The organism is Paenibacillus sp. FSL R10-2788 (assembly GCF_038003885.1).
GTDB lineage: Bacteria > Bacillota > Bacilli > Paenibacillales > Paenibacillaceae > Paenibacillus_AQ > Paenibacillus_AQ odorifer.
The window spans coordinates 2,595,890-2,619,200 of the sequence record NZ_JBBOQA010000001.1 but is presented as its reverse complement, the minus strand read 5'-3'; the positions used below and the strand labels follow the sequence as shown (position 1 = coordinate 2,619,200).

Genomic DNA, 23,311 nt, shown 5'->3' with positions numbered 1-23,311 from the left:
TTATCGAGAGAAAATGGTTATATTTTGCAGAAGATTGTCTCTAAAAATCGTACCATTTTCACACTTCAGGATACAATTTCACTAAATTTTGATCAAAAATAATTCTGTTGATAAAGAAAACCTCCGGAATAAATCCCAGAGGCTTTCTAATATAACTATTCTTCACTAGTATCTGCAGGCATAACAATCTCTTTTATACCATTAAAATGGCTGATATTTGTTTGCAAAGTGAGCACTGATTCTGAATCTAAGTTTTCTGATTTCAATGAAGTGAATATTTCCGCTTCCACTTTTTGCGGCAAATGTGTAGTTTTATCCAGCGTATATCTTAGTTTAATTTTGTCTGTTAAATTCTGTTTCATCAATTTGAGTGTTTCCTTACTCGCATCATTAGACGATATCTCCATCGAAAGTATGTATTCTTGTTCCTCTTCAGTAACAACGATCTCCTGAGAATCTATCTGGTACGTGTCTATATAATCGTACGGATCAATAAATCTTTGTACCATTTGTTTTTCTTTCACTGGAATATAATCGTCTTGCTTGATAAATAAATCATCCATTACCTTTGTATGATATTCAGTATCTGATATGTACTCTTCTCGTTCCTTCCCTTCCGCAGTCTCCGATTTTAGATATACGGTATAAGGATTTCTAACATAGTCGACATGAAATGAGACAGCGCTCGACCAATGTTTATCTTCACTTTTTTCCGATTTGCTTGATGTTTCTTCTTGTTTCTCCATTTCTATAGTGTAGCTCTCCTGCTTAGCCAGTTCACTCCGAGACATGCTGAGCAGCTCCTCTGCACGCTTATCTCCCCCTCCTTCAGCACCCGATTTAGTGTTCGTTGCACAACCTGTCAAACCTAACATACAAATGATACCGATAAAAACCGCTTTTCTGATAAACATATTACTTCCCCTTCACTTCAAATGAAATCCAAATATAACTAAATCTATTTTATCATTATAAAGCTAACAGCTTATATGACGGAAAAGGTAGACATGTGAAAAAGCGTCTTAAGGTGTACAGTTGCGCCGGGTTTGGTGGTTTGATGCAAATCAAAAAAATACCTCCCCCGCCTTTACAGCAGAGAAGGTATTTTAGTAATATTACCAATTCCCTTAGCTCAATGTGTCAGCACAAACTCATCCAGCAGCTTTCCATCCACATCATAAGCCTGATAGGTTAATGTATCCCCGGTAACGTTAATGCCGGCAAACATTTGCTTATTGTTCTGAAAATGCACCGCATGATAGAACTGATCTTCTTTTTTCTCGTTAAATTTCCCTCCAGAAGCGTTAGTCACAACATAGACTGTCCCTCGTTTAGCACCTTTGGAAATCTCACCTTCTGGAACTATTTTTCCGCCACGTAACGGGTAGGATCTGGAATATTCATGATTATGACCCTGCAGCACTAAGTCAACCTGATACGTATCAAAAATATCCGTCCAATCTTCAACTTTCTTATAGGAGTTCCCCCCGTAAGCCGGACGGTGCATCGCAACGATTTTCCATTTCTTGTCTGTGTTCTTCAGATCTTCCTTCAGCCATTCCGTTTGCTTTTTTAGATTGCTCTCTGTATTCAGTACCGTTACATGCACAGGTCCATAATCGAAGGAATACGAGGTACCTGCAATTGAACCTTTTGCCCCATTATCCGGCAGGTTGAAGTGTGAAGTATAATACGTTGCATCCTCATCCACCTCATCATGATTGCCTGTTACCGGCATTAACGGAATCCCTGAAATCCAGCCCTGCACATTGCCAAAAAAATCATCCCAGCCTGCCGAATCCTCCGGATCCTCCGTCAAATCGCCGTTATGCACAATAAATTCGGCTTCAGGAAATGTCTGAAAAGCCTTGTTCAGTGTATTCCCCCACAGCTTAAAATCCTCTGCCGTTTCCCCTTGAGAATCCGTTACGTTGATAAAAGACACACTGTCCAGTCCATCTTCTTCCGTTGTAAATTCCGCTGCCGGACTCCATTCCCCTTCAACGCCACTACCCACTCTATAAGTATATAACGTCCCGGGTTCAAGACCCGTAGCTTCCACTTTATGAACACCTTTGGTGCCATTGTCTGTTTTGATGGAACTACTTTTCGCTTCTACCCTTTGTACATCCGTATTTGCAAAAGAGGACACCTGTCCCTTTACAATCTCCAGAATGCCTGCTGCACTAGAGTCACTTGTATACCAAGTAAACGCGCGGCTTGTGCTCGCGGCTCCCTTAAAGGTAGTCACGAGATCATACGGTGCTGGTGAAGTAGCATCACTTCCGCTTTTCGATCGTTCCAACCCATAAGCCACTAAAATAACCACAATCACAAGCACTCCTAGGATTATGGCAAATTTATAGTCTCTCATCACGGTACCTCCTTATGAAAATTTCTCTCTAGCCTTCTAAATAAGATAGCCCCCTACAAAGTCAGAAGTCAAATCTGCACACGATTCTTTATACAGACTTTTGTTAACGCAGTGTAAAACATTCAGCAAACATTCAGTCTATTTTAAGTTAAGCATAAGGTCTGTCTCCTAGAATTAGTCAAGCAGGAAGGTTAGCCAGAGATAGAGAGAGAAACGAGGTGTGAAAATGAATAAGAAGCTTCAATTCCGGCATGAACTTAAATTTTTCATTAACTATCATCAATACCTTATATTACGCCAGCGATTGCAAAGCTTGATTGATAAAGATCAACACGCTAATGAGAGTGGAGAATACCACATTCGGAGTTTGTATTTTGACGATATCAACAACACGGCACTTGCAGACAAGCTCGGCGGTCTCAGAGAGCGGGCCAAATACCGGATTCGCATTTACAACATCCAAGACAACATCATTCACTTTGAGAAAAAAATTAAAATGGACGATTATATCGCCAAAATCAAAGAACCGCTAACACGGCAAATGTACGACGAGATTATGGCGGGCAACTACGAAGTGCTGAACGTCCCGGACAGTCCGCTGTTCATGGAGTTATACGATCAGATGCGCCATAACCTGCTGCGACCCAAGGTCATCGTGGATTATGTTCGCGAGCCTTATGTTTGCCACAACGGCAATGTGCGAATTACGTTCGATAAAGAATTACGTACGGGCCTGCATTCTACGGATATTTTCGATAAGGATTTGCATCCGATTCGGGCGATTGATGAGAACTTCATAATTTTTGAAGTGAAATTTGATGAGTATATTCCGGAGTACATTAAAATCGCATTGCAGCTGGAGGGACTGAATAGGCAGTCCGCTTCGAAATACGTGATCTGCCGCAAATTCTTAAAAACTAACACTTGGGAGGATTATTGATTATGAATGCATCACTAGCACCGCTAGCAGCTACAACAACGACTACAGATACTACAAATAATTTTTCGGACATTATTAAAAACTCGGTGATCGACAATTTTGTATCTGATATTAGTATCTCCAAGATGCTGATTACCTTGGGCGTAGCTTTTCTGATCGGATACTTCATTTACCTGCTCTACAAACGTGTCTTTAGCGGTGTTTTATATTCCAAAAGCTTTAACGTCTCACTTATGGGCATGACCATGATTACAGCTACTGTCATTATTGCGATTAACTCTAACCTTGTGCTGTCCCTCGGTATGGTCGGCGCATTGTCCATCGTTCGTTTCAGAACACCAATCAAAGATCCAACTGATCTGATCTTCTTGTTCTGGGCAGCTGTAGCAGGGATTGTAACAGGCGCAGGATTTTTCACCTTGGCTATTATCGGTTCGATCATTATCGGCCTCATTTTGTTCCTGTTCATCAAACACTCTTCTATCGAAACGCCATATTTACTGGTCATTAACTGCGACAGTGATGAAAGTGAACGTGAAGTACACAGCCATATCACCAAATCCGTAAAACGTTACAATGTGAAGCAAAAAACAGTCTCCGCAAACAATATTGAATTGACGCTGGAGCTTCGTCTGGATGATAAAGTAGGCGGCTTTGTCAACACAGTCTCTGACCTAAAAGGTGTCAAAAATGCACTCTTGATCAGCTATAGCGGTGACTATGTATCTTAATTACAACGAGATGAAAGGCGGTGCCCCAGATGAAAACCAGAGGTAAGTCAATCCTGCTGAGTTTTTGCTGCCTGCTGCTGGTCATCGCCGTAGCCGGGTGTCAGAACGCAAGTCCGTCTGCAACAAATAATCCAACGTCTGATGCTCAAGACAAGGTCATTTCGAGCGATGAGAAAAAGCTAGACGAGCAGGTCTTTCCAAAAGATAAGGTCGTGGATGTCAAAATCACTTTGGACCCGGACGATTTTCAGGATATGCTGGATAATGCCAGTGCTGAAGAATATAAAATGGCTTCCGTAGAGTACAACGGTATGAAATACGATAATGTAGCTGTACGGACCAAAGGAAATCTCAGTCTCAGAAGCGTAGTACAGATGACAGACTCTGACCGCTACAGCTTCAAAATTTCTTTTGATGAGTATGTTAACCAGAATTTATTCGGCATTACTAAAATCAATCTTAATAATAATTACAGCGATGCTTCTTATATGCGTGAATTTCTGACCTATGAGCTCGCTGAAAGTGTCGGTCTCCCGACGCCGAAATATTCCTTCGTCAATGTGTATGTAAACGATGAACTGAAGGGTTTCTATCTTGCAGTAGAACAGATCGGTGATGCTTATCTGGAACGCAATTTCGGCAACGCTTATGGTGCACTTTATAAAGGTGTAATGACCGGTCAGGGCAGTGATTTGACTTGGCTGGGCGATGATCCAGCCCTCTATACTGGACTAGAAATGAAATCCGATAAGTCCAACGATGATATTCTTGTCGACATGCTGAATGAGCTAAATAACGGCACCGATTATGAAAAATACATCGACGTAGAGGAATCGCTGAAGTATATCGCTCTAAATGCGGTCACGGGTAATATGGACAGTTATTTAGGTGGGAATAAGCAGAATTATTACTTATATGAAGACGATGGAGTCTTCTCGATTCTGCCGTGGGATTATAATATGGCTTTTGGCGGCATGGGAAGCGCAGATGTGTTAATTGACGAGCCTACCCAAGGTGCGTTGGCAGAACGCCCGCTGATTGCGAAACTGCTCGCTAATGAGGAATACAAAACGAAATATCACGAAATTGTTAGTGAGATGATTACTGGCTATCTAGCGGACGATACGTTCCAGGCTCGGATTGATGAGCTGAACACGATGATTTCCAGCTATGTCAAAGCGGATCCATCCGCCTTCTACACTTTCGAACAGTATGAAAATGGGATAAAGGCTGTTGAGACCTTCATGTCGAACATGGCCACAAGTATCCAGCAGCAGCTCGACGGCACCATTCCTTCATCCGGTGACGGATCAGGAAGTGGTGGCGGCATGGGTGGTGGCATGGGCGGCGGTGGCTTTGGTGGCGGCGCTAAAAATGGTGCAGCTCAAGGCGCTGCGGGTGCTGGGCAGGCCACAGGTGCGGATGGCGCTACTGGTAATACTGGCGCAAACGCAGCTGCACCAAATACCGGAGGGCAAGCGGCTACGGATGGACAGACTGCTCAGGGTGGTGCAGGTGGTGAGCCTGGTGCCATGGGCGGACCGGCTATCCCTAATGCCGGCGATGGTCCTGGCAGTAACTCACAAGCAGCTGCGGGTGGGCAGACTACACAAACAGGGCAAACTGCTCAAGACGGACAGATCAACACTAACGGCCAAGCTGCTCAAGGTGGACAAAACAACACTAACGGCCAAGCTGCTCAAGGTGGATTTGACGGCGGCGCGGGTGGTGAGCCTGGAGCTATGGGCGGACCCGCTTTCCCTGAAGGCGGCGGAAATGGTCCTGGTGGTGGCGGCATGGGCGGCGGTGGCTTTGGTGGCGGTATGCCTGGTGGTATGGGCGGTGGCGACTTTGGTGGTGCTGGTACTATGCAGCAAAAAGGCAGCACGAGTGAAGCCATCACCACTGGCGTCGCCATCCTTCTCCTAATACTCACTGCTGCTTTCATAACCCACTACAAACGCAAACGGCTGTAGAGCAGTAAAAAGTATCCTCATCAACAAATAATTCATGCAAGAAGCCTCCGTCGTTTATTGACGGAGGCTTCTTGCATGAACACTATATTCTTGTATCACAACTAGTTCCCGCTTACTCTTTCCGCCCGCGCAATATACTTATGGTTGCTATTAAAAAGGCTAGTAAAGAGATCCCTAATGCGATATAGACCATTGGGTTGACACTGGTTGAGTTGTTCTCGCTTTCCATGATGGCATTATGTTCTTCCATACTCATGCCATTGTCACTGGAACCGTGAGAATGTTCATTCCCACCGGAGGCTTGCACAATCGAAGTAATAGAATGCGGACTTTCTGTTCCTGCCTCACCAGACCACTGCACCAAGCTGCCATCGGCATAATGCTGATAAGCATCCCAAGCAATGTCACCTGCAGTATCAGGGTTCTTCGCTGTGAAATAGAAACGTTGGAATTGTCCTGCTTTAATTCCCTCTCCATTAGCTATCCAGCTAACTTTGTTCCCCTCAATGGTAACATCCCAGCCCGGTGTAGCCTCATATTGCTTGAACTCGGCACCTGCCGGGATACGTAGATCAACTTGTACAGTCGCTACATCTTTTTCTGAAGGGACTTTAAGTGTGTAAGTCTCCCATGCTCCGGTACTGGATTGTGCTGGTGCCACGGTTACGTGTGCGCTTGCCACGGCTGCGAACAACAGAAGTGTTGCAGCGGCTGGTGCGAATAGTGTCATTATTTTGCGAGATAATCTGTTCATAGTTAGAGTGCCTCTTTCCTTAAGTAATTTTATCATTTTTCACTTTCATCTCTATCCTCATAATTACCGCGGAAAATCACGTTTACGTGAAGCAAGCCCCTGCTCCAGAGCATAACGCGTCAGCTGCGTACGATTTTGGAGTTGAAGCTTTTGAAGGATGTTTTTCAGATGGTTTTTTACGGTATGCTCCGAAATCGACAGGCTTATGGCAATCTCTTTATTCGTCGATCCGGATGACACACAGCTTAAAATCTCCTTCTCCCTTGCCGTCAATGACTCTCCTTCGTCCGTTACTGAAGGAACGGTAAATTCTTTCAGGATTTGAAAAGCCAGCTCCCGGCTTAGCGGTGCTTCTTCATTCACAATGGCTTGCAAATATTCAATCCAGGTGGAAGGTGCCAGATTCTTCAATAAGTACCCTTGTGCACCTTGCTTCAGCGCTTCGAGGAGGTGGGAAATTTCGTCCGATACCGTAACGATAACGATTTTGACATAGGGATATTCCTGCTTGATCCGGCGAGTAGTCTCCAGCCCGTCCATCTCCGGCATCTGAATGTCGATAAGAATGAGATCAGGCATCCACTGGGCCGTGAACGCGATCGCCTCAGGACCACTCTCCACTACACCAATGACCTCAAAACTATCATCCATGGACAAAATCTCACACATCGCCTCACGCGCATGCGCATGATCATCCACAACCAAAACCCGGTACCGGCTCATAAACTTCCCCCTCCTTTCGTAATTTCCACATTTGTCCCCGTATTGCCGGAGCTCACCTGAAGCTTCCAACCCATTCCTTCGACACGTTCCTTCATGATCTGAAGGCCGTAACTTCCGTTTACCTCAAAAGGGTCATGCTGAAATCCTTCGCCATTGTCGACAATCGCCACGCTCCAGTTTTTCTCAGTGCCTGCACCCGTGATAGAAACCTTCGCCGCTCTTGTATGCTTACGCACATTAATAATAGCCTCTCGGATACAAGATAGCAGCTCTGCTTTTTCCGAAGGAGAGAGGGCTTCATCCTGTAGACTCCAATCCAAGGAAACTTCAATCATAATCTCGTTAGCCATTTGAGCAAGCTGATCTTTAACCGACTGTTCCAATGAAAAAGAGTGCTGCTCAGACACTGGTACCTTCAGATTAGCGATCGCCTGCCGAACATAACGGTTCACCTCGTGGACGGTCTTTTTGATCTGATCCACATTTTCTTCGCTGACTTCCCCATTCCTGCGGCTTGCTTCCAAACGATCTATTTTGACAGATAAAAGAAATAAAGATTGCGCCATCCCATCATGCAGTTCCTTAGCTAGCCCTTCCCGGGCTTTCATTGCCTCTTTGAGCGCACGTTCCTGCTCCAGCTCCCGCTGATTCCGCTCCATAAGCGAAAACATAGGGACGAGCAATACAAGAGTGAACAAAAATACGAGAACAGGTGTCAAATAATTCCCCAGATCCATCGAAATATAAGGCATTAGAAACTGATGGCGCACGACCTCCCAGATCCCTACCATTAGCGTTGGCAGTAACAGGATCATGTACTTGATTCGGTTATACGTTGCTGTCCCCTCCCGTACATCTTATGATTAACAATATCACCGTCACAATTCTGCTACATGACTCGATCGGGCTATTTAAAGTTCTTATTGTTACAAATTTAAGTATTTTAAAAAAATAATGCTATCCTTTGTAATATTATAAGCAATATATAGTGAAAATTTATACTTTCTTATATTGTAGCAAAAAAAAGATACATCCTTCGATGTATCTGCATCCCAGTTATAGTGGTGATGTGTAGCGTCCGTATTGAATGTCCATTTCTTTAAAAACATCTCCCTCTTTTTTCAGGAAAAATGTATTTACGCCTTCCGCTCCCCACCACTCCATACCGAGTAATGGACCTTCAGCGGTTTCCGCCGCAAAAAGAATAGAGAACATCTCAGGTATCACTTCCCCTCCATCATCCACCCTCCAGACGGAATATTCATCGCCTTGAATGACAGCCGGATAATCCATAAAGGTAAGCCCGACCTTGTCTTCCAGTACGAGACTGAATAACATATCCTGATCCTGCCTAATGAATTGAACGAGATACAGCTGCCGTTCACCAGACAGGTCAGCAAGTTTCCAAATATGCTCTACTTCACGATTTTTTGCAGAAACAATATTCTGCCGCACATTTTCCGCAACATTTAGCGAGGCTTGCTTAACCTCCGTAGGCTTAACAGAGATTAGCGCATTCGTATTAAACTCTGCCTGATCCGTCAGGTAATAGGTCTCATCAGGAGTCGCATTCCCCTCTTCAACCGTATAAAGATACCCTGGCAGATTCAAAAAATTGTGAGCCATCTCCCGGCCATTACTGTTCTCCGTACCCTCCTGCCATTTATTCAATTTCACTTTTAGCACTTGCCCATGATCGCCGATCGCCTCATTCAATTGTTGCATTTGCGCATCCAACCCTTTTTCCTGCCCGGTGACTAAGATGCTCTTGCCAGACTCATCTGCAAAACCAAAATTCGCCTTCAGCTTTCCAGCTTCCAGATAAGCTGCTGGCTGCTGCATGCTTGCCGTTGGTGTTGGCTCTGCACTTGGAGAAGGGGTTGGCTTGTTAGTGCCTGAGCAGCCCGCCAGCAGTAGAACAATAAGAAAACTCACACTGAGCTTATTCATTCCCATTCCTCCAGACGAAACTAAAATATTCCCATACTAAGATACCGTTCCCCTGTGTCAGGTGCAATGCAAAGCACGCGTTTGCCAGCCCCAAGACGACGCGCTTCCTGCAACGCCGCCCATACAGTGGCACCACCGGATGGACCCAGCAGAATTCCTTCTTTTGCAGCCAGCCTTCTTACCGTCTCCAAGGCAGCTTCATCCGCGACCTGAACGATGTCATCGTAGACCTGTGTATTCAAAATTGCGGGCACAAAGCCCGGACTCGTTCCTACCAGCTTATGTGGTCCTGGCTTTCCTCCAGATAATACGGGCGAGCCTTGCGGCTCAACCACAAGAACCCGGATATCAGGTAGATGCTCACGCAAAACCTCACCGGTTCCAGTTATCGTGCCCCCAGTTCCTGATGAAGCAACAAACACATCCAGCTTACCTTCCATTTGCTCCAGGATTTCCAGAGCGGTCGTTGTCCGGTGAATATCAGGGTTGGCTTTGTTCTCGAATTGCTGTGGAATAAAACTGTTTTCCACTTCTTTTCCCAGCTCAATCGCTTTTGCTATAGCTCCCGGCATCCGTTCTGCTGCCGGCGTCAGCACAACATCCGCACCATAAGCCTTTAGAATATTGATTCGTTCCTTGGTCATATTATCAGGCATGACAAGAATCGCTTTATACCCTTTTGCCGCGGCATTCATCGCTAATCCTATCCCTGTATTTCCACTAGTCGGCTCAATGATCGTCCCGCCCGGCTTCAACAAACCTGCTAGCTCGGCTTGCAGGATTAGATTATAAGCTGCCCGGTCTTTTACACTGCCACTTGGATTAAAAAGCTCCAGCTTCACATATAGTTCTGCATCTTGGGGGCTAGTCAGCCGATTTAATCTTACAACCGGTGTATTCCCAATCAGCTCTGTTATATTGTTAACCACTAAGGATGTCATTTTAGAGCCTCCTTCATTTCTGTACCTTCCATTATTGTAACGTGAGCAGCACCTCCTGTCGATTCAGAACCCTTGGTTTCTGCAACCTGAAAACAACCGCCCCCTACGAAAGCGGGAGACGGCTGTTCAGTACTGGCAGCATTTATTTTTAAGGATTAACGTTAATCGTAAAAGTAGACGTATTGTTTTTAATATTCGTTACCGTGTTGGTAATCTTCAAATTGTTAAAGGTAGCTGACCCTCTGGCAGGACCTTGCCCAGCCTCAGCCGCTTCATTTACCCAGATGCCCACTCCGGATTTGCTGTCAAAAGCATCTCCACTCTTTTGCGCACCGGAAATTGTGACATTCGTGAAGATGGTATCTGTCACTGGGAATTGTGGCGTGGAGCCGACATAGTTGGTTTGGAACATGATACCATGATAGGTTGGATCAATGATATCCACATCACTGACACGAATGCCTTGGAATACCTTAGAGGCTGAGAATACCCAGATTGCCGGGAAGGTCTGTGCCCCCCAGAAATGTCCACCTGCACGAACAATGGAAATATTCTCAAAATTCGTTGTCGGTGAAGCGCCAAAGCCGTTCATTGGATACCCGAAGTCAAGTGAGCTGATCGTAATTCCAGAATAGCAAAGCGTGTCGGCAATATAAATGTTGCGGAAGGTATTGGCATATCCGCCATAGACGGCTACACCTGCTGCCCGCCAGGTTAAGATTGAAGTGAGATTCTCATAAATATTATCCTTCATATCTGCACCACCGGAATCAATAGCCGAAAACAATGCAAAGCTATCATCCCCTGTTGCCCGTGCCTCAATATTGGATACGAGATTATTCGTGCTGCCATTCGTCATATTGATGCCGTCAGCGAAGGTGTTGCGGATACGGGAGTTTTTGATCACCATATAATCCGTATTAGCTCCCCAGTACATACACACCTGATGTTCGGTCCAAATGTTATCGATCGTAATATTTGCCACATTGGAGAAATCAAATACTTTACCCGGACCATCAATACGTGATGTGTAGTTCCCAAAGTAAGCAAAATTCGCAAAAGTAGAGCCATTAGCGGTATCGCTTGCCCGGAAACCGATATCCGTATTCTCCTGATTCGTTGGAGCGTAGAATCTCGTATACCATGGGCCTGCACCAATGATCTTCACTGCTTTTCCATAGACTTGAAATTTACTGGAGGTCTGATAGTTACCTGCTGGCAAATACACACCTACGAGATTTCCGGTCGTATCCATGCGTACTTTATCTAGCGCATTTTGCACATCCTGATGTGTAAAGCCGGCTGGGACCGTATATTTGGCCGGATCTGGATTAGCAATCGGTGAAACCTGCTCCAGACTGATGAAATCAATGGCATACTGCGAGGTATTTGCCACATCCTTTTGCAGTCGAATCGTACTACCTTTCGGAATCGTGCTGTCGAACATAATGTTGGCTTCATCATAAATATGCCGCGGAGAGCCCGCGCTTGGTGAATTGCCGGGACTTATCTCTGAACCGTACAGCCATGCATATTTAGAGGTCAGATTAATCGCCTTGGTATAAACTCCGTTCACATAGATGTTCAGTGTAGCATTCGTACCGTCTCCACTCGCCGAATCTGGAATGGAGAAGCGGGTGACCAGTGTATTAGTGTCAGCCTTAGTAGTGAATTCTACATAACTGCCTGTAGTATTCAGTGTAACTGCTCTTCTGCCTGAAGCCTCACCCGCAAGATCTCCAATGGTCCGATTAGCAGTAAGCTTCACAGCCCCGCCACCAATCACACCCTCCTCAGCCTCATACATGTCGTAAGGCATATTGGCTCCACGACCTACAAAAAGAGACTGTGTTTGAATATTGTTGGCTTGTTTAACTGGCAGCTCATTAGTGTCTACGGCAATTTCGGTCTTCACAGTATATTTGCCATTAGCTGCTGTCCAAGTGCCAAGGCTAACAGGAGGCGCTGTTACTCCACTGCCAATCACGCCGTTATAGGTTCCAGTTAAGGTTTGGAGTACAGCATTCGTAGTAGCATCCAGAACCTTCAAGGTTATGTTATGAGCACCCCCTGCGGATGCTGCCGTCCCTTGATTCTTGATTGCCACCGAGAAGCTGACCACATTGCCGCCTGCTGGATTGCTTGGTGTCCAGCTAACGGGGGAAGCTACTAGATCAGAACTGGATACGGGAGCAATAATAAGAGAATTTGGACTAGTGAAGCTGTTATTGCCTTCGTTCAATTCAATAACCGTATTATTCTCGTCAACCTTTGCAGTTAAAGTATAGGTAGCTGCATCCTTTACGCCCATATTTAAAGTGACGTTCGTAGATGCGCCAGCCGCTAATGCCCCCACTGGGCTAGTACCTACAAGTGTGCTGCCCAAGTAGAAATTTACATTAGTCGCTGTGGAAGCTAATGTTCCAATATTTTTTACCGTTGCATTTAAAGTAATGGCATTGGTCTCTACTGGAGCTGAAGGTGACCATGTAAGACCGGTTATCGCCAAATCCGGATTAGCAGCTGGTGCACCCATCACTTGGAATTCAGCGATTTGTCCAGCGGTTGAACCAGTATTGGTGGTAATCTTCAACTGTACTTCACTAGCCGTGGCCGTTACCGGAATAGTGACCGTATTGCCGGCTGCCGGATTAAAAGTATACACGGTTGCTGGCACAAGACTAGTAAAGGCTGTTGTATTCTGATTATGCCCAAGCACTTGAATAGTCTGAGTACGTGTGGACCAGGCCGATGATGGATTCAGTTTGAGGACAATGGATGTAATATCGGCATTACTACCCAGGTTTACAGATAATGTATTGGGATAACTTCCTCCTGCTCCTTCCCAGTAAGTAGTTACATCACCGTCATTCGCATTTGCATGAACAAAGGTAAAGACGGAAGAGGAAGCGTTGATGCTTTTGTTCAAAGCCAGATTGGAACCCGCCCCAGGCGTTGGTGTAACTGTTGGTGTCGGGGTCGGTGTTACCGTTGGAGTTGGTGTAGGTGTTACTGTCGGTGTTGGCGTAGGAGTTACCGTCGGTGTCGGTGTTGGTGTTACCGTTGGAGTTGAGGTAGGTGTTGCCGTTGGTGTTGGAGTTGCCGTCGGCGTTGGTGTTGTCGCAGAAGCTGGAGTGACGTTCAAATTATCTAGATTCACATTTCCAGTGTCTCCTGTATCGTACTTATAAGTAATCGTGTTAGCGCCAGCATTCAGAGCCAGCGTCTCAATCTTTGTTGACCACGTATTCCAATTGGCCAGATTCGCAAGTGAGGTTTGCTTAATTTTAGTTCCATTCACATAAACACTAATGGTTTTTGTACTGCCTGATGCATTTGAAAATCTTAATGTAGCATCATAGTTACCAGCAGAAGCCATATTAACGCTAAATGCAGTTGCAGCACCTTGATTTAGGTAACCATCAACAAATCCTGTACCTGTATAACCTGTATGATCCGTGTTAACCTTGGCACCACCGGATAATGCGGCATTCTCCGCTTCATATCCTGAGGATGGAGTTGTAGTTGTATTACCATGAACCTCAAATTCCGCTAACTGTGCTGCTGGCCAGACCGTATTGGATGTGAAATTCAGTTTAACATATCTGACATTCGCAGCTGTAAAGCTGATGGTCACTGTATTGGAATCACTCGTTGGATTAAATGTATAATTGGCGGAATCTACTAAGTTATTGTAAGCTGCATCATCTGTACTCCCTTGCACCGCTAACGTTTGAGTTCTTGTTTCCCAATTCGTAGGCAGCTTTAACACAACCTGATTCACGCTGCTTGCTGCCCCTAAATCCACTTTAATCCATTGCGGAAAAACACCGCTTGCGCTCTCCCAATACGTTCCTTGGCTGCCGTCATTAGCATTGGCTGCTACGTATACATCACCGAACGAGCTTGAAGTAATAGTCTTCCCTTGGGCTAAATTCCCCGCAGCTAAACTCACCGAGGGATATAATCCTAACTGACCTACAAATAATATAACAATCAAACAATAAAGTACTGCCGTCTTCCCGGTAAATCTTTTAGAAGCTGCTATCATTGAATAACCACCTTCCAAAATTTTGTGGAGCTATACAGCAGAAAGGATGCGCTTTCAAAACAGTAGTTTTATAGATATTCGCCTCCTACATTTGAAATGATGGATTACGGATACAAGCTAACTAATAACGCTAATAATATAAGTTATAGGTAGATGGCCGTCGATGGCAATTTCTATGCTTTGTATGTGGGATATTACGTTCAACAAAAAAGCCCCAGAGAGGACAAGGGGACTATATTGCCCCTTAACTCTCCGAAGCTTCGTGTTATACATTAAATCTAGCTACCAACCCTTGCAGTCCATGCGCCATTGTACTTAATTCACTTGCAGAGGATGCAATTTGTTCAACCGAAGCCATTTGCTCTTGTGAGGCTGCTGACACATGCTGAGTACTCGCAGCGGTTGTTTCCGAGATTTGCGTAACGTTACGAATTGACTCTACAATCTCATCCGCAGCCGCCGTAATCTCCTCCACGGCTCCAGATACTTCCTGAACCTGTTCGGCGAGTGAATCTATAGATAATCGAATCTCACCGAAGGATCGTCCCGCTTCCTCAATAATCTCCGTACCTCCCTTTACTTCACGCATGCTGCTCATCATCACCTTCATCGCGTCATCTGCTTCACTTTGGATCCCAGTCGCCATTTCTGCAATTTGGTTGGCGGATTCCGCGGACTGCTCTGCCAGCTTGCGGACCTGATCGGCAACCACAGCGAAACCTCTACCTTGCTCACCAGCACGAGCTGCCTCAATCGTCGCATTTAGGGCCAGCATATTCGTCTGCGAAGCGATTCCTTTTATGACTCCTACAATACTGCCAATCTCCTGAGATCGATTCACAAAACCTTGGACTTGCTGTGATAAAGATTGTATGGAGTGATTAATCGATTCCATTTGCTGCCCAGCGGCCTGAAGGGATTCATCTCCTGTAATGGCAAATGCCGCAGAGCGATGGGAGGCTTCCGAGATGTCCTGGACACTGGCAGCAATTTGGCCGATTCCTAGTGATATTTCTGAGATTGTAATCGTATTGGTCTGCAAATCATTCATCTGTTTGGCTGTTCCGGTAGCGATTTCACCCATAAAATCCGATATTCGTTCTGTGGCGCCTGCCGTCACTCCACTATCTGACCTAAGCTTTGTAGAGGAATTCGCGAGACTATTTGCCGATAACTTCACCTGTTCAATCATCGTGCCCAGATTATCTGTCATTTTATTAAAGTTAAACGCCAGTTCACCAATCTCATCTTTAGAACGAACACTTAACTTGCGCGTAAGATCGGCATCCCCATCTGCAATTTCCTTCAACTGCGTGTTCACATCACGAAGCGGTTTAATAATTCGTCCAGAAATTAGCAGCGCAAGGATCACCGCGAGCACTACCGACAATCCGGTCACACCAAAGCTAGTAATCAAAGCGTTATTACGATGCGAATTTGCCAGGCTTTGTCCATTCTCTATTTCCTCCATGAGCATGTTCTGAAACACAATCTGAGATTCTATCATAGCGTCTAATGATAGGTCCGTGAATTTCTTTTGCGCTTCCGGGAAGTTGCCTTCCTTAGCTAAAGCAAAAGCTTCCTTCAGAACGATCAAATAATCATTCCATTTGCTCTTCAGCTCAGTTACACCCTTTAACTCAGCTTCACTTAATCGGGCACTCTCCAGCTCTGTAATAGCATTTTCAATCAATGGGAGCATTTCTTCATACTGCGCCAGATAGGAATTCCGCTCATCATCTGTGTTGCTCATCACATAACGAGCACCCAGCTCATCTGCGGTACGAATCTTATCCGTTAAGCCTTGAACAAGTGACAGCTTGTCCCAGTTACGATTAACCTGATCTGTCAATTGGGTAACCTTCCCCTGAAACAATGTGTTTCCGGCTATCGCCACTAGAAAGACTATAATCACAGCAGTAAATCCTAAGACTATTTTCCCACGGATACTTTTCACCATCGTTTTTCCTCATCTCTATATGTATGTAGGTCTATTTGGTACTTTTATCCTACTAGCTCTCCCTTAAGCCTCTCTGAATTTGAACTGAATGTTTGCTTAAAAAAACAAAAAGACCCCTATTTCCGGCCGAGGGCAGGAACTAATGGTCTTTTGAGATCTTTTTATTCGTATAAATTTCCGTTAGCCAGCTCTGCCAGCTTCGATTCATCCAGTACACTTAAGCGTCCACGATTTCGTGTAATGATTCCTTCATCAATAAAACGACGTACGATTCGATTAAGATGCCGATAGCTTGTGCCAAGCAATTCTGCTGTTTCAATAAGACTTGAGGTCCGAATCTCCTCCACTCGCCGGTCACCGTTTTTATCTGCGAACAAAGACATTAAATAACTGGCAAATCGATTCTCCACAGGATACAACAGGTTAAGTGCGGAGGCTTGACCGAGCGTATGCAATTTGTGACTAAGTTCTCCGACGAGAAAACGTAACAACGCTGTATTTTCCTCAAGCTCTCTCAGGAGTAGTCTTCTCCCTGCAAAAAGAATCAAGCTCTCACCCACAGACTCCACTTGATTCTTAACAGGGAACCGGTGAAGCAGCTCTACATCCCCAATCACAGATATCGGATTTGTAAACCGCACCAGCATAGATTTGCCATTTGGCAGCAAGGTCTGAATTTTGAGCTTGCCCTCAACCAATATGAACATTCCATCCAATTGATCGCCAACCAAACACAGCTTTTCTTCATCCGCGTAACGTCTCAACTCCATTTTATGCGTTACCAGCGGGCTAAATATTCCGTCCAGACCGTTCTTCACTGCCAAGGCACGGACAGCCTCACGGTCATTTATCGTCTGCATGTAGTGCCCCCTCTATTGTTTGCTCCAGTGTAATTTAGAATACCCCACAAAAAAAGGACATATGTCCTTTTTAATGAGGTTTTCCTATGACACTTTACATTACAACAGAATCCACACAATAACGAATCATATCTACCTTCTGATCCTGCAGCCAAAATTCAATACTCCGATGGTTGATTTTATCCACGTATCCGATAATCTCAGCCCCTTGCTCCCCTCTTTTATAATAAGAAGTGCCATAAGCCTTGATCACTTCGTCTGCTGAAGCTCCAACATGAATATCTCTTGCCGTACTCATCGTATGATCGGAATAGACGCTGATTAGAATTATTTTATCATCACCACGCGCTGTGGCTATTGTTGTCTCGTTACCCAGATCATAATACTGATACCGCTCTATATCATTATTTGGCTTAGGTTCCCTAGCAATTGAATCAAGGCTTTGAAGCAGCTGAATGCCGCCCAGACTTTCCTGTTCAAGATTGGTGCTGGAAACACGCGAGTAATGATTTTGTTTGGGCGCATTGTATAAATAGATATGATAGATCCCGTAACTTAAACCTACCGTAATAAAAATGATGATAAATGACCAGCCTCTTTTAAATGGCTTCTTCCTCACTGACCTCACACCTTCTTCTTACCTTTACTGTGCAAAATATTCAGCCAGCTCACGCTGCGCCAGATATTGCGGGAAATTGAACGACTGCCAGGCCCGCTCACGCTTATTGAGTTCTCTCCATTCATTCTTTAAAAAATCATCCAGCATCCCATCTTCCTGTTCACTAAACCTTATCAGAGAAGGGATGACCTCCGGAGATAAACGGACCAAATAATTGGCGTCCAATTTACCACTTGCCGCATAACGATCCATATTTTTATTAGCGATAATAACATCCATCCCGATATAGTTCATGACGACGTAGGAGATCAAGCCCAGCACAATATAACATTTCGCCAATGGCACACGCTGAACAGCTATCCGTAAGGCTGCAACCACCAACAATAAGCCCATAAATATCATAAATGCATGCACTAAAAACCGAGTCGTGGTATAGCCGTACACCTCTTCATATAGAGTCAGACGGGTATAGGCGGAATATAGCATCACTGTCGAGCAACCAACCAGAATGTAGAGCAGGACATTAATAAATTTTTGCAGCCCTCCACTTCTTTTTCCTTCCGATACCAAAGCCAGCAGCAAAATCACGAAATTAATCGCAGCCACCATAATCAGCTCAAAAAATCCACTACGTGCGTAATCAGCATATGAGCTGCCCTCTGGTAAAATCCCTTCCCATGCTCCAAACAAGTAAGAAAACTGTACGAAAACAAACAATACATATACCGTGTTAATGGCTATAAGAATCGTCGTCATAATTATCGGATCCATTTTAAAGCTTACAGGCGCCAGCACTGGACCATATTCCTTAGGCTGCATATTCCAGTCATAGATTTTCGAATCCACATACCCCCACACTAAGCCGAACAAGCCCATGCCCAGCAGGATAATCCACAGCACCCGCACAAAACTTTCCCCAAATGAAATCCGATCCAGCACATTCGGCAGCTCCAGCAGTACATGATGAAACACTCCATCCGCTGAGGACAGCAGAGTAACCACAACCAGCAATATTGGAAAAGAGATCGCAAGTCCTATCAGCACTTTCCCCATGACCTGCTTACGCTCGTCCTTCATTTTACTGCCGCCAGTCCTTTTAATGATCGTAAACACAGTGCTCCAATGGCGGAAATTCTGTGGAAGCACATGCTCCAGCGTGTTCCCCACTAATCCAAGCCGGCTCCAAGCCGGCCGTTTATCACTAAGCAAATAAGTCATATGTAATAAAATCAACACCGGGATCACCAGCAGGTTCAGCCCAAAGAAGAAAAAATTATGAAAGAATAAATAGGTTAATGAAAGTAGAAAAATCGCTCCAAACCAGAAGTAACTGAATTTGTTGAGCTTGCGGATTTTAGCCTTGGCATAATAAAGCATGAACGCATAGAACAGACACACAAAGATTGGATACGATAGGCCCGCCAGCTTTCCATAAAATAAATACTGATGAACTATTGCCAGTAAGAACGCAGCAAGCAAAGCAGCAAGCGATCGATTAAGCCTAAGTCCCGTTCCCGTTTCCATTTCCTCGGTCATGGTAATTACCCCCATTTTCTTACTTTCTCATCCTTATTTTACGTGATAAAATAAGAAAAAAAAGAGAAAGAATTTATTTATAATTTCCTATTTTCCGAAAGGAACCAAGACAATGAAGCTGCATAGCCAATTTTTAAAGCTGCAATCTCATTTTGGGGGAGCAACAGAAATCTCAGTGACGATGGATGAGTTGGCATTGATTTTCGGCTGTACACACCGCAATGCCATGCATATTGTGAATAAAATGATGTTGCAGGAATGGATCAAATGGACGCCTAAGCGTGGGCGGGGAAGCCGCTCTTTGCTGCAATTTCTTGTTCCCTCCGAAGAAATTGCCCTTCAATCCATGATGCAGGCGATTAGCCGCAAAGATGTCCACCACGCTATAGAAGGCATCAAAACCCATGCCAGCTCCACCTCACTGCAGGATACACTACAGGGTTGGCTGCTGACCTATTTTGGGCATCATTCTGAAATTCGTAGTGACAAACAAATTGATACTCTCCGCCTGCCCATTACCCAGCAGCTACATACCTTCGATCCGTTATATATGAATTTGCTGGCAGAGTCATTTGTTTCCAGCCATGTTTTCGACGGGTTAGTGAAAAGAAGCGGTGAACGGGACAAAATTGTTCCCTGTCTGGCTCACGCCTGGGAAGTCGATGAGAGCCGGACGCTCTGGACTTTTTTTCTGCGCAAAGAGGTGTTATTCCATCATGGAAAAGTGCTTACAGCCAAGGATGTAGTCTATTCCCTGGGACGGTTGATGCGAACCTCTAAACGGACACTCTATAGCTATATTTTCAAAGAAATCCAGCGGGTCACCGCATTAAATCCATCTACCGTTCAAATTACGCTTAAGCAGCCTAATGAACTATTTCTGCCATTTTTGTGCACGAGCAGAGCCGCAATTGTACCGCGTGATTTAGAAGGAATAGATGAGCAGAGCTTTGGCCGTAGACCCGTGGGGACTGGCCCCTTTAAGGTTGTGGACATGACCGAGGACACTTGTGTGCTGGAGGTTTTTCCTTATTATTTTCAAGGACGGGCTCATTTAGATCGGGTTGAAATCCTTTATGTCCCGTGGGATACCGAAACGTCATCCTCTGATACGGGTTCTGCTTTTCACGTGATTCAGAATCCCTCATCCGCCAGTTCTTCGACCTGGAGCCGAATTCATTCGGAGTCTTCCATCCGGAAATTCGTCACCTGCAATACGCAAAAAAAGGGACCGTTAAGCGATCCCCTGCTTCGGGCAAAAATAGTCTCCTGTTTAAAAGACGATTCAGCGTCCATCGAGCAAGAAGCGATAAAAGATCAAGAAATCACGTTGCAAATCTCTACGATTCCACAATATGCTGGCGATGCTGATTTTATTGCCACTAGACTAGAGCAACAAGGTTATAAATGCAATGTCATTTCCGTGTCTCCAGAGGAATTTAAAGGTCCGATTCGGCTGGAATCTGACCTGATTGTTTTCTCATTATTCCGTGACGAGGATGAACAACTTCGTTTATTTGATCTATACCTTACGCTCTCCCAGCATATTGAACCGTATACCCGGGCGGATATAGAAGGCTGGCTGTATACCATCGCGCGCGAACCTAATCCGGTGGCCCGAGCGGAAAGTTTCAGTATCATCGAGAACCGTCTGATTAAAGAGCACCACCTACATATTTTGTATGAAAAGCCCACTCAGACAGCTTATCTCCCCTCTGTCCGCGGGGTTAGCTTCAATAGCCAGGGTTGGGTTGATCTTCGTCATGTCTGGTTTCCGCCACTGCTCTCTAGCAGCAGCACGAGTTGATCTGCTTGAATTAAAAAATGCGGAAATCCAGAGCTTGCCCCGGATTTCCGCATACGCGATAAAGCTAATTATTAAGCTGCTGTTTTAGTCGTAGCTGTAACTGTAGAAGTCCCCGCATCCCACTTCACATCCATATTCAATCCCTCGGAAATAAATCTAACCGGAACTAATGTCCGATTTCCGATAATTTGCGGAGGAACGTCGAGTGTGAGCGCTTTGCCATTGATGTAAGCAGTCTTGCTGCCAATGGCCATTACGATCGTTGTATTGTCTTTTACTGCAGTGATTTTCTTAGTCGTTTGATCCATGGTTACTGTAGCACCCAGAGTATTAAAGATTGCATTCACTGGCACAAGCACCCGGCCATCCTTATTCACAGGAAGCTGATCTGCAAAGCTGACCGCTGTTCCGTTTAAAAGTACGGATATTCCCTTAGTGCCCGTCGTGTTCGGATTAGTTGTTGATGGTGTTGTAGTTACAGAGGGTAGAGGTGTGACGTTAAGTCCTAGCTGGCCTTGCAGATTAGCAAGTCTGTTCAGCGCAAAGGTCATAATCGAACCTGCAGCCATTGTGCCCATACCTTGTCCCCCGCCTCCAGCGTTACCTGTTGGAGGTGTAGGATTACCATCAGTCGCAGTCCCTGTATTATCAGGACGTGCTGGCGGTGTCGTTCCATCCGGAGGTGTCATGCCTTCCATCCCAGCTGGTGGAGTCATTCCTCCACTACCACCCATCTCACCTGTTGCTGAATAAGTAACATTACTTTCAAATTGTTCCATGGTATAAAATTTGGTTGGGTCTGCTTGAACGTAAGGTTTAATCAAGGTAGCCAATTCAGTGATTCTGCTCTGAATTCCTTCCAAATAATCTACCAGCTCAGATACATATTTCAAGTATTTAGTCTTATATTCAGGCACTTCCAACAGATTAGCAATCATTGGGACCTGATCTAAACTTATCCCAAGTGTAGGATTATCAATCGATGCAGTTACTGCGTTGGTATTGGCTGCAATGGTTGTTGCCGATGTAGATGTTGTGCCCGCAGCAGCTGTTGTACCTGCTCTGCCGCCTCCGCCACCAGAATACCCGTTAAAGGACATGTTCATATCCCATGGAAGTACACTAAATTTACCGGATGCATCCCCGTACAACATATAATTATGACCTTTATCCCCGTTATAGCTGTCATAGTTACCCAATACAGCATTAGCGGCGATATACTTCAGGGCCGAATCCACATCTAGCACACTTTCAATAGAACCCTTCTCACCGGCAGGCATCTCATTCAGTACCTTGATGAAGTTCTTTAACGAAGCTTTATCATCTTCTTTACCTGTATCATAAGTTATCGTTTCGTAGTCACTGTCTTCTTTGTACTGCAGATAACTTTTTTCTTCTGTATCATACAGAACACCTTCGTCATAAGTTTCTCCATAGGTACGTTCTAGATAGCTGTCATCTATCGCTTCCACACCTACATAAAACCCATATAATTCTCCGTTGATATACAGGTTGGTGAACACAGTCAAAGGTGCATCCACACCAACAGAACGGAGCGCTTCGTAATGTAAATATTCACGAATATACGAAGGGTCCGAAAAATTGTTGTTCAGTACCATTTTATCAAGACCAAGTAACGTTTGCTTCTTATCATATTTATCAAATTTCAGCCGGAAGCTGTATCTGTCCGAGTCTGTCATACTGGCTACCGATTTTAACGTCAGATTCCCTTTAGTAGAAAATCCAACATTTTCAACAACATTCCCGTCAACTTCAACCTTAACTTTTTTGTATTCTTTTTCGAGGGGACTTGCTAATATACTTTTCCAATCCGCATCATCAATCGTTACTTTAACATCAATGATTCTGTCACCCGCGAACAGGGATTCATACGCTTTCGTTACACCTGCATCCGCCGCACTAACTACGGGCGTGTTTCCAGCAACTCCAAACGCTGTTGAGACGATAGCAAGACTTAGTGTAACTGCCATAAACTTTCTCAGCAAATTTTTCTTCTTCACCATGTGTAATCCTCCTTGAAGTACAGATTTATGTTTTCGCAGTTCAAGGAGATTGTAAAATATGAATC

17 protein-coding genes are annotated in these 23,311 nt (G+C 44.8%); 4 read left to right on the top strand and 13 right to left on the bottom strand.

Annotated features, from left to right (window positions below):
* Nucleotides 1–155: 155 nt before the first annotated feature.
* Both NSQ50_RS11335 and NSQ50_RS11330 read right to left on the bottom strand, forming a co-directional pair.
* Nucleotides 156–914 carry a DUF6612 family protein gene (locus NSQ50_RS11335; RefSeq protein WP_038570065.1) on the bottom strand — a complete coding sequence of 253 codons (759 nt, stop codon included), beginning with the start codon at nt 912–914 and terminating at the stop codon, nt 156–158.
* 218 nt (nt 915–1,132) lie between these two features.
* Nucleotides 1,133–2,374: a purple acid phosphatase family protein gene (locus NSQ50_RS11330; protein ID WP_076224933.1), complete on the bottom strand. Its 1,242-nt coding sequence runs from the start codon at nt 2,372–2,374 to the stop codon at nt 1,133–1,135.
* 226 nt (nt 2,375–2,600) lie between these two features.
* On the opposite strand from NSQ50_RS11330, the gene NSQ50_RS11325 reads away from it, so the two are divergent.
* The 3 genes from NSQ50_RS11325 to NSQ50_RS11315 are packed head-to-tail and all read left to right on the top strand — an operon-like array spanning nt 2,601 to nt 6,021.
* Nucleotides 2,601–3,314 (top strand): polyphosphate polymerase domain-containing protein, encoded by a 714-nt coding sequence (locus NSQ50_RS11325; protein ID WP_036683495.1) that lies wholly within the window; start codon nt 2,601–2,603, stop codon nt 3,312–3,314.
* A gap of 2 nt (nt 3,315–3,316) precedes the next feature.
* Nucleotides 3,317–4,045 (top strand): DUF4956 domain-containing protein, encoded by a 729-nt coding sequence (locus tag NSQ50_RS11320; protein ID WP_036683492.1) that lies wholly within the window; start codon nt 3,317–3,319, stop codon nt 4,043–4,045.
* A gap of 29 nt (nt 4,046–4,074) precedes the next feature.
* Nucleotides 4,075–6,021: a CotH kinase family protein gene (locus NSQ50_RS11315; RefSeq protein WP_076224934.1), complete on the top strand. Its 1,947-nt coding sequence runs from the start codon at nt 4,075–4,077 to the stop codon at nt 6,019–6,021.
* Between the two features lie 112 nt (nt 6,022–6,133).
* Here NSQ50_RS11315 and NSQ50_RS11310 read toward each other — a convergent pair whose 3' ends face one another.
* From NSQ50_RS11310 to NSQ50_RS11265, 10 genes are all read right to left on the bottom strand, one after another.
* Nucleotides 6,134–6,775, bottom strand: coding sequence for a DUF1775 domain-containing protein (locus tag NSQ50_RS11310; protein ID WP_051491292.1), 642 nt, complete (start codon nt 6,773–6,775; stop codon nt 6,134–6,136).
* 63 nt (nt 6,776–6,838) lie between these two features.
* A complete protein-coding gene (locus tag NSQ50_RS11305) occupies nt 6,839–7,498 on the bottom strand; it encodes a response regulator (protein WP_038570057.1) in 660 nt (219 codons plus the stop codon).
* A complete protein-coding gene (locus tag NSQ50_RS11300) occupies nt 7,495–8,313 on the bottom strand; it encodes a sensor histidine kinase (protein WP_076106124.1) in 819 nt (272 codons plus the stop codon). The genes NSQ50_RS11305 and NSQ50_RS11300 overlap by 4 nt, the downstream gene beginning before the upstream one ends.
* Nucleotides 8,314–8,554: 241 nt before the next feature.
* Complete coding sequence (locus NSQ50_RS11295) at nt 8,555–9,448, bottom strand: hypothetical protein (RefSeq protein WP_076224935.1); 894 nt, start codon at nt 9,446–9,448, stop codon at nt 8,555–8,557.
* Nucleotides 9,449–9,468: 20 nt separating this feature from the next.
* Entirely contained in the window at nt 9,469–10,389 is a 921-nt protein-coding gene (gene cysK, locus NSQ50_RS11290) for a cysteine synthase A (RefSeq protein ID WP_076224936.1), read from the bottom strand.
* Nucleotides 10,390–10,537: 148 nt separating this feature from the next.
* A complete protein-coding gene (locus NSQ50_RS11285; protein WP_076224937.1) occupies nt 10,538–14,440 on the bottom strand; it encodes a galactose-binding domain-containing protein in 3,903 nt (1,300 codons plus the stop codon).
* A gap of 265 nt (nt 14,441–14,705) precedes the next feature.
* Nucleotides 14,706–16,400 (bottom strand): methyl-accepting chemotaxis protein, encoded by a 1,695-nt coding sequence (locus NSQ50_RS11280; protein WP_076224938.1) that lies wholly within the window; start codon nt 16,398–16,400, stop codon nt 14,706–14,708.
* A 161-nt stretch (nt 16,401–16,561) separates the two neighbouring features.
* The gene (locus NSQ50_RS11275) at nt 16,562–17,260 is read right to left on the bottom strand and encodes a Crp/Fnr family transcriptional regulator (RefSeq protein ID WP_036683474.1); all 699 of its coding nucleotides are present in this window, start codon (nt 17,258–17,260) and stop codon (nt 16,562–16,564) included.
* Nucleotides 17,261–17,354: 94 nt separating this feature from the next.
* On the bottom strand, nt 17,355–17,879 hold the full coding sequence (locus NSQ50_RS11270) for a hypothetical protein (protein ID WP_076224939.1): 525 nt from the start codon (nt 17,877–17,879) through the stop codon (nt 17,355–17,357).
* A 24-nt stretch (nt 17,880–17,903) separates the two neighbouring features.
* Nucleotides 17,904–19,415, bottom strand: coding sequence for a DUF4153 domain-containing protein (locus tag NSQ50_RS11265; protein ID WP_076224940.1), 1,512 nt, complete (start codon nt 19,413–19,415; stop codon nt 17,904–17,906).
* 112 nt (nt 19,416–19,527) lie between these two features.
* Here NSQ50_RS11265 and NSQ50_RS11260 point away from each other — a divergent pair, with 112 nt between their 5' ends.
* Complete coding sequence (locus NSQ50_RS11260) at nt 19,528–21,222, top strand: ABC transporter substrate-binding protein (RefSeq protein WP_036683466.1); 1,695 nt, start codon at nt 19,528–19,530, stop codon at nt 21,220–21,222.
* A 71-nt stretch (nt 21,223–21,293) separates the two neighbouring features.
* Here the strand turns inward: NSQ50_RS11260 and NSQ50_RS11255 are convergent, their stop codons facing one another.
* Nucleotides 21,294–23,246 carry a CotH kinase family protein gene (locus NSQ50_RS11255; RefSeq protein ID WP_076106112.1) on the bottom strand — a complete coding sequence of 651 codons (1,953 nt, stop codon included), beginning with the start codon at nt 23,244–23,246 and terminating at the stop codon, nt 21,294–21,296.
* Nucleotides 23,247–23,311: the final 65 nt, after the last annotated feature.

Coding starts and splice junctions, on each gene's coding strand:
- NSQ50_RS11255 (WP_076106112.1), bottom strand. CDS start 23,246: ATGGTGAAGAAGAAAAATTTGCTGAGAAAGTTTATGGCAGTTACACTA.
- cysK (WP_076224936.1), bottom strand. CDS start 10,389: ATGACATCCTTAGTGGTTAACAATATAACAGAGCTGATTGGGAATACA.
- NSQ50_RS11300 (WP_076106124.1), bottom strand. CDS start 8,313: ATGATCCTGTTACTGCCAACGCTAATGGTAGGGATCTGGGAGGTCGTG.
- NSQ50_RS11280 (WP_076224938.1), bottom strand. CDS start 16,400: ATGGTGAAAAGTATCCGTGGGAAAATAGTCTTAGGATTTACTGCTGTG.
- NSQ50_RS11265 (WP_076224940.1), bottom strand. CDS start 19,415: ATGACCGAGGAAATGGAAACGGGAACGGGACTTAGGCTTAATCGATCG.
- NSQ50_RS11275 (WP_036683474.1), bottom strand. CDS start 17,260: ATGCAGACGATAAATGACCGTGAGGCTGTCCGTGCCTTGGCAGTGAAG.
- NSQ50_RS11285 (WP_076224937.1), bottom strand. CDS start 14,440: ATGATAGCAGCTTCTAAAAGATTTACCGGGAAGACGGCAGTACTTTAT.
- NSQ50_RS11325 (WP_036683495.1), top strand. CDS start 2,601: ATGAATAAGAAGCTTCAATTCCGGCATGAACTTAAATTTTTCATTAAC.
- NSQ50_RS11310 (WP_051491292.1), bottom strand. CDS start 6,775: ATGAACAGATTATCTCGCAAAATAATGACACTATTCGCACCAGCCGCT.
- NSQ50_RS11335 (WP_038570065.1), bottom strand. CDS start 914: ATGTTTATCAGAAAAGCGGTTTTTATCGGTATCATTTGTATGTTAGGT.
- NSQ50_RS11305 (WP_038570057.1), bottom strand. CDS start 7,498: ATGAGCCGGTACCGGGTTTTGGTTGTGGATGATCATGCGCATGCGCGT.
- NSQ50_RS11330 (WP_076224933.1), bottom strand. CDS start 2,374: ATGAGAGACTATAAATTTGCCATAATCCTAGGAGTGCTTGTGATTGTG.
- NSQ50_RS11260 (WP_036683466.1), top strand. CDS start 19,528: ATGAAGCTGCATAGCCAATTTTTAAAGCTGCAATCTCATTTTGGGGGA.
- NSQ50_RS11295 (WP_076224935.1), bottom strand. CDS start 9,448: ATGAATAAGCTCAGTGTGAGTTTTCTTATTGTTCTACTGCTGGCGGGC.
- NSQ50_RS11315 (WP_076224934.1), top strand. CDS start 4,075: ATGAAAACCAGAGGTAAGTCAATCCTGCTGAGTTTTTGCTGCCTGCTG.
- NSQ50_RS11320 (WP_036683492.1), top strand. CDS start 3,317: ATGAATGCATCACTAGCACCGCTAGCAGCTACAACAACGACTACAGAT.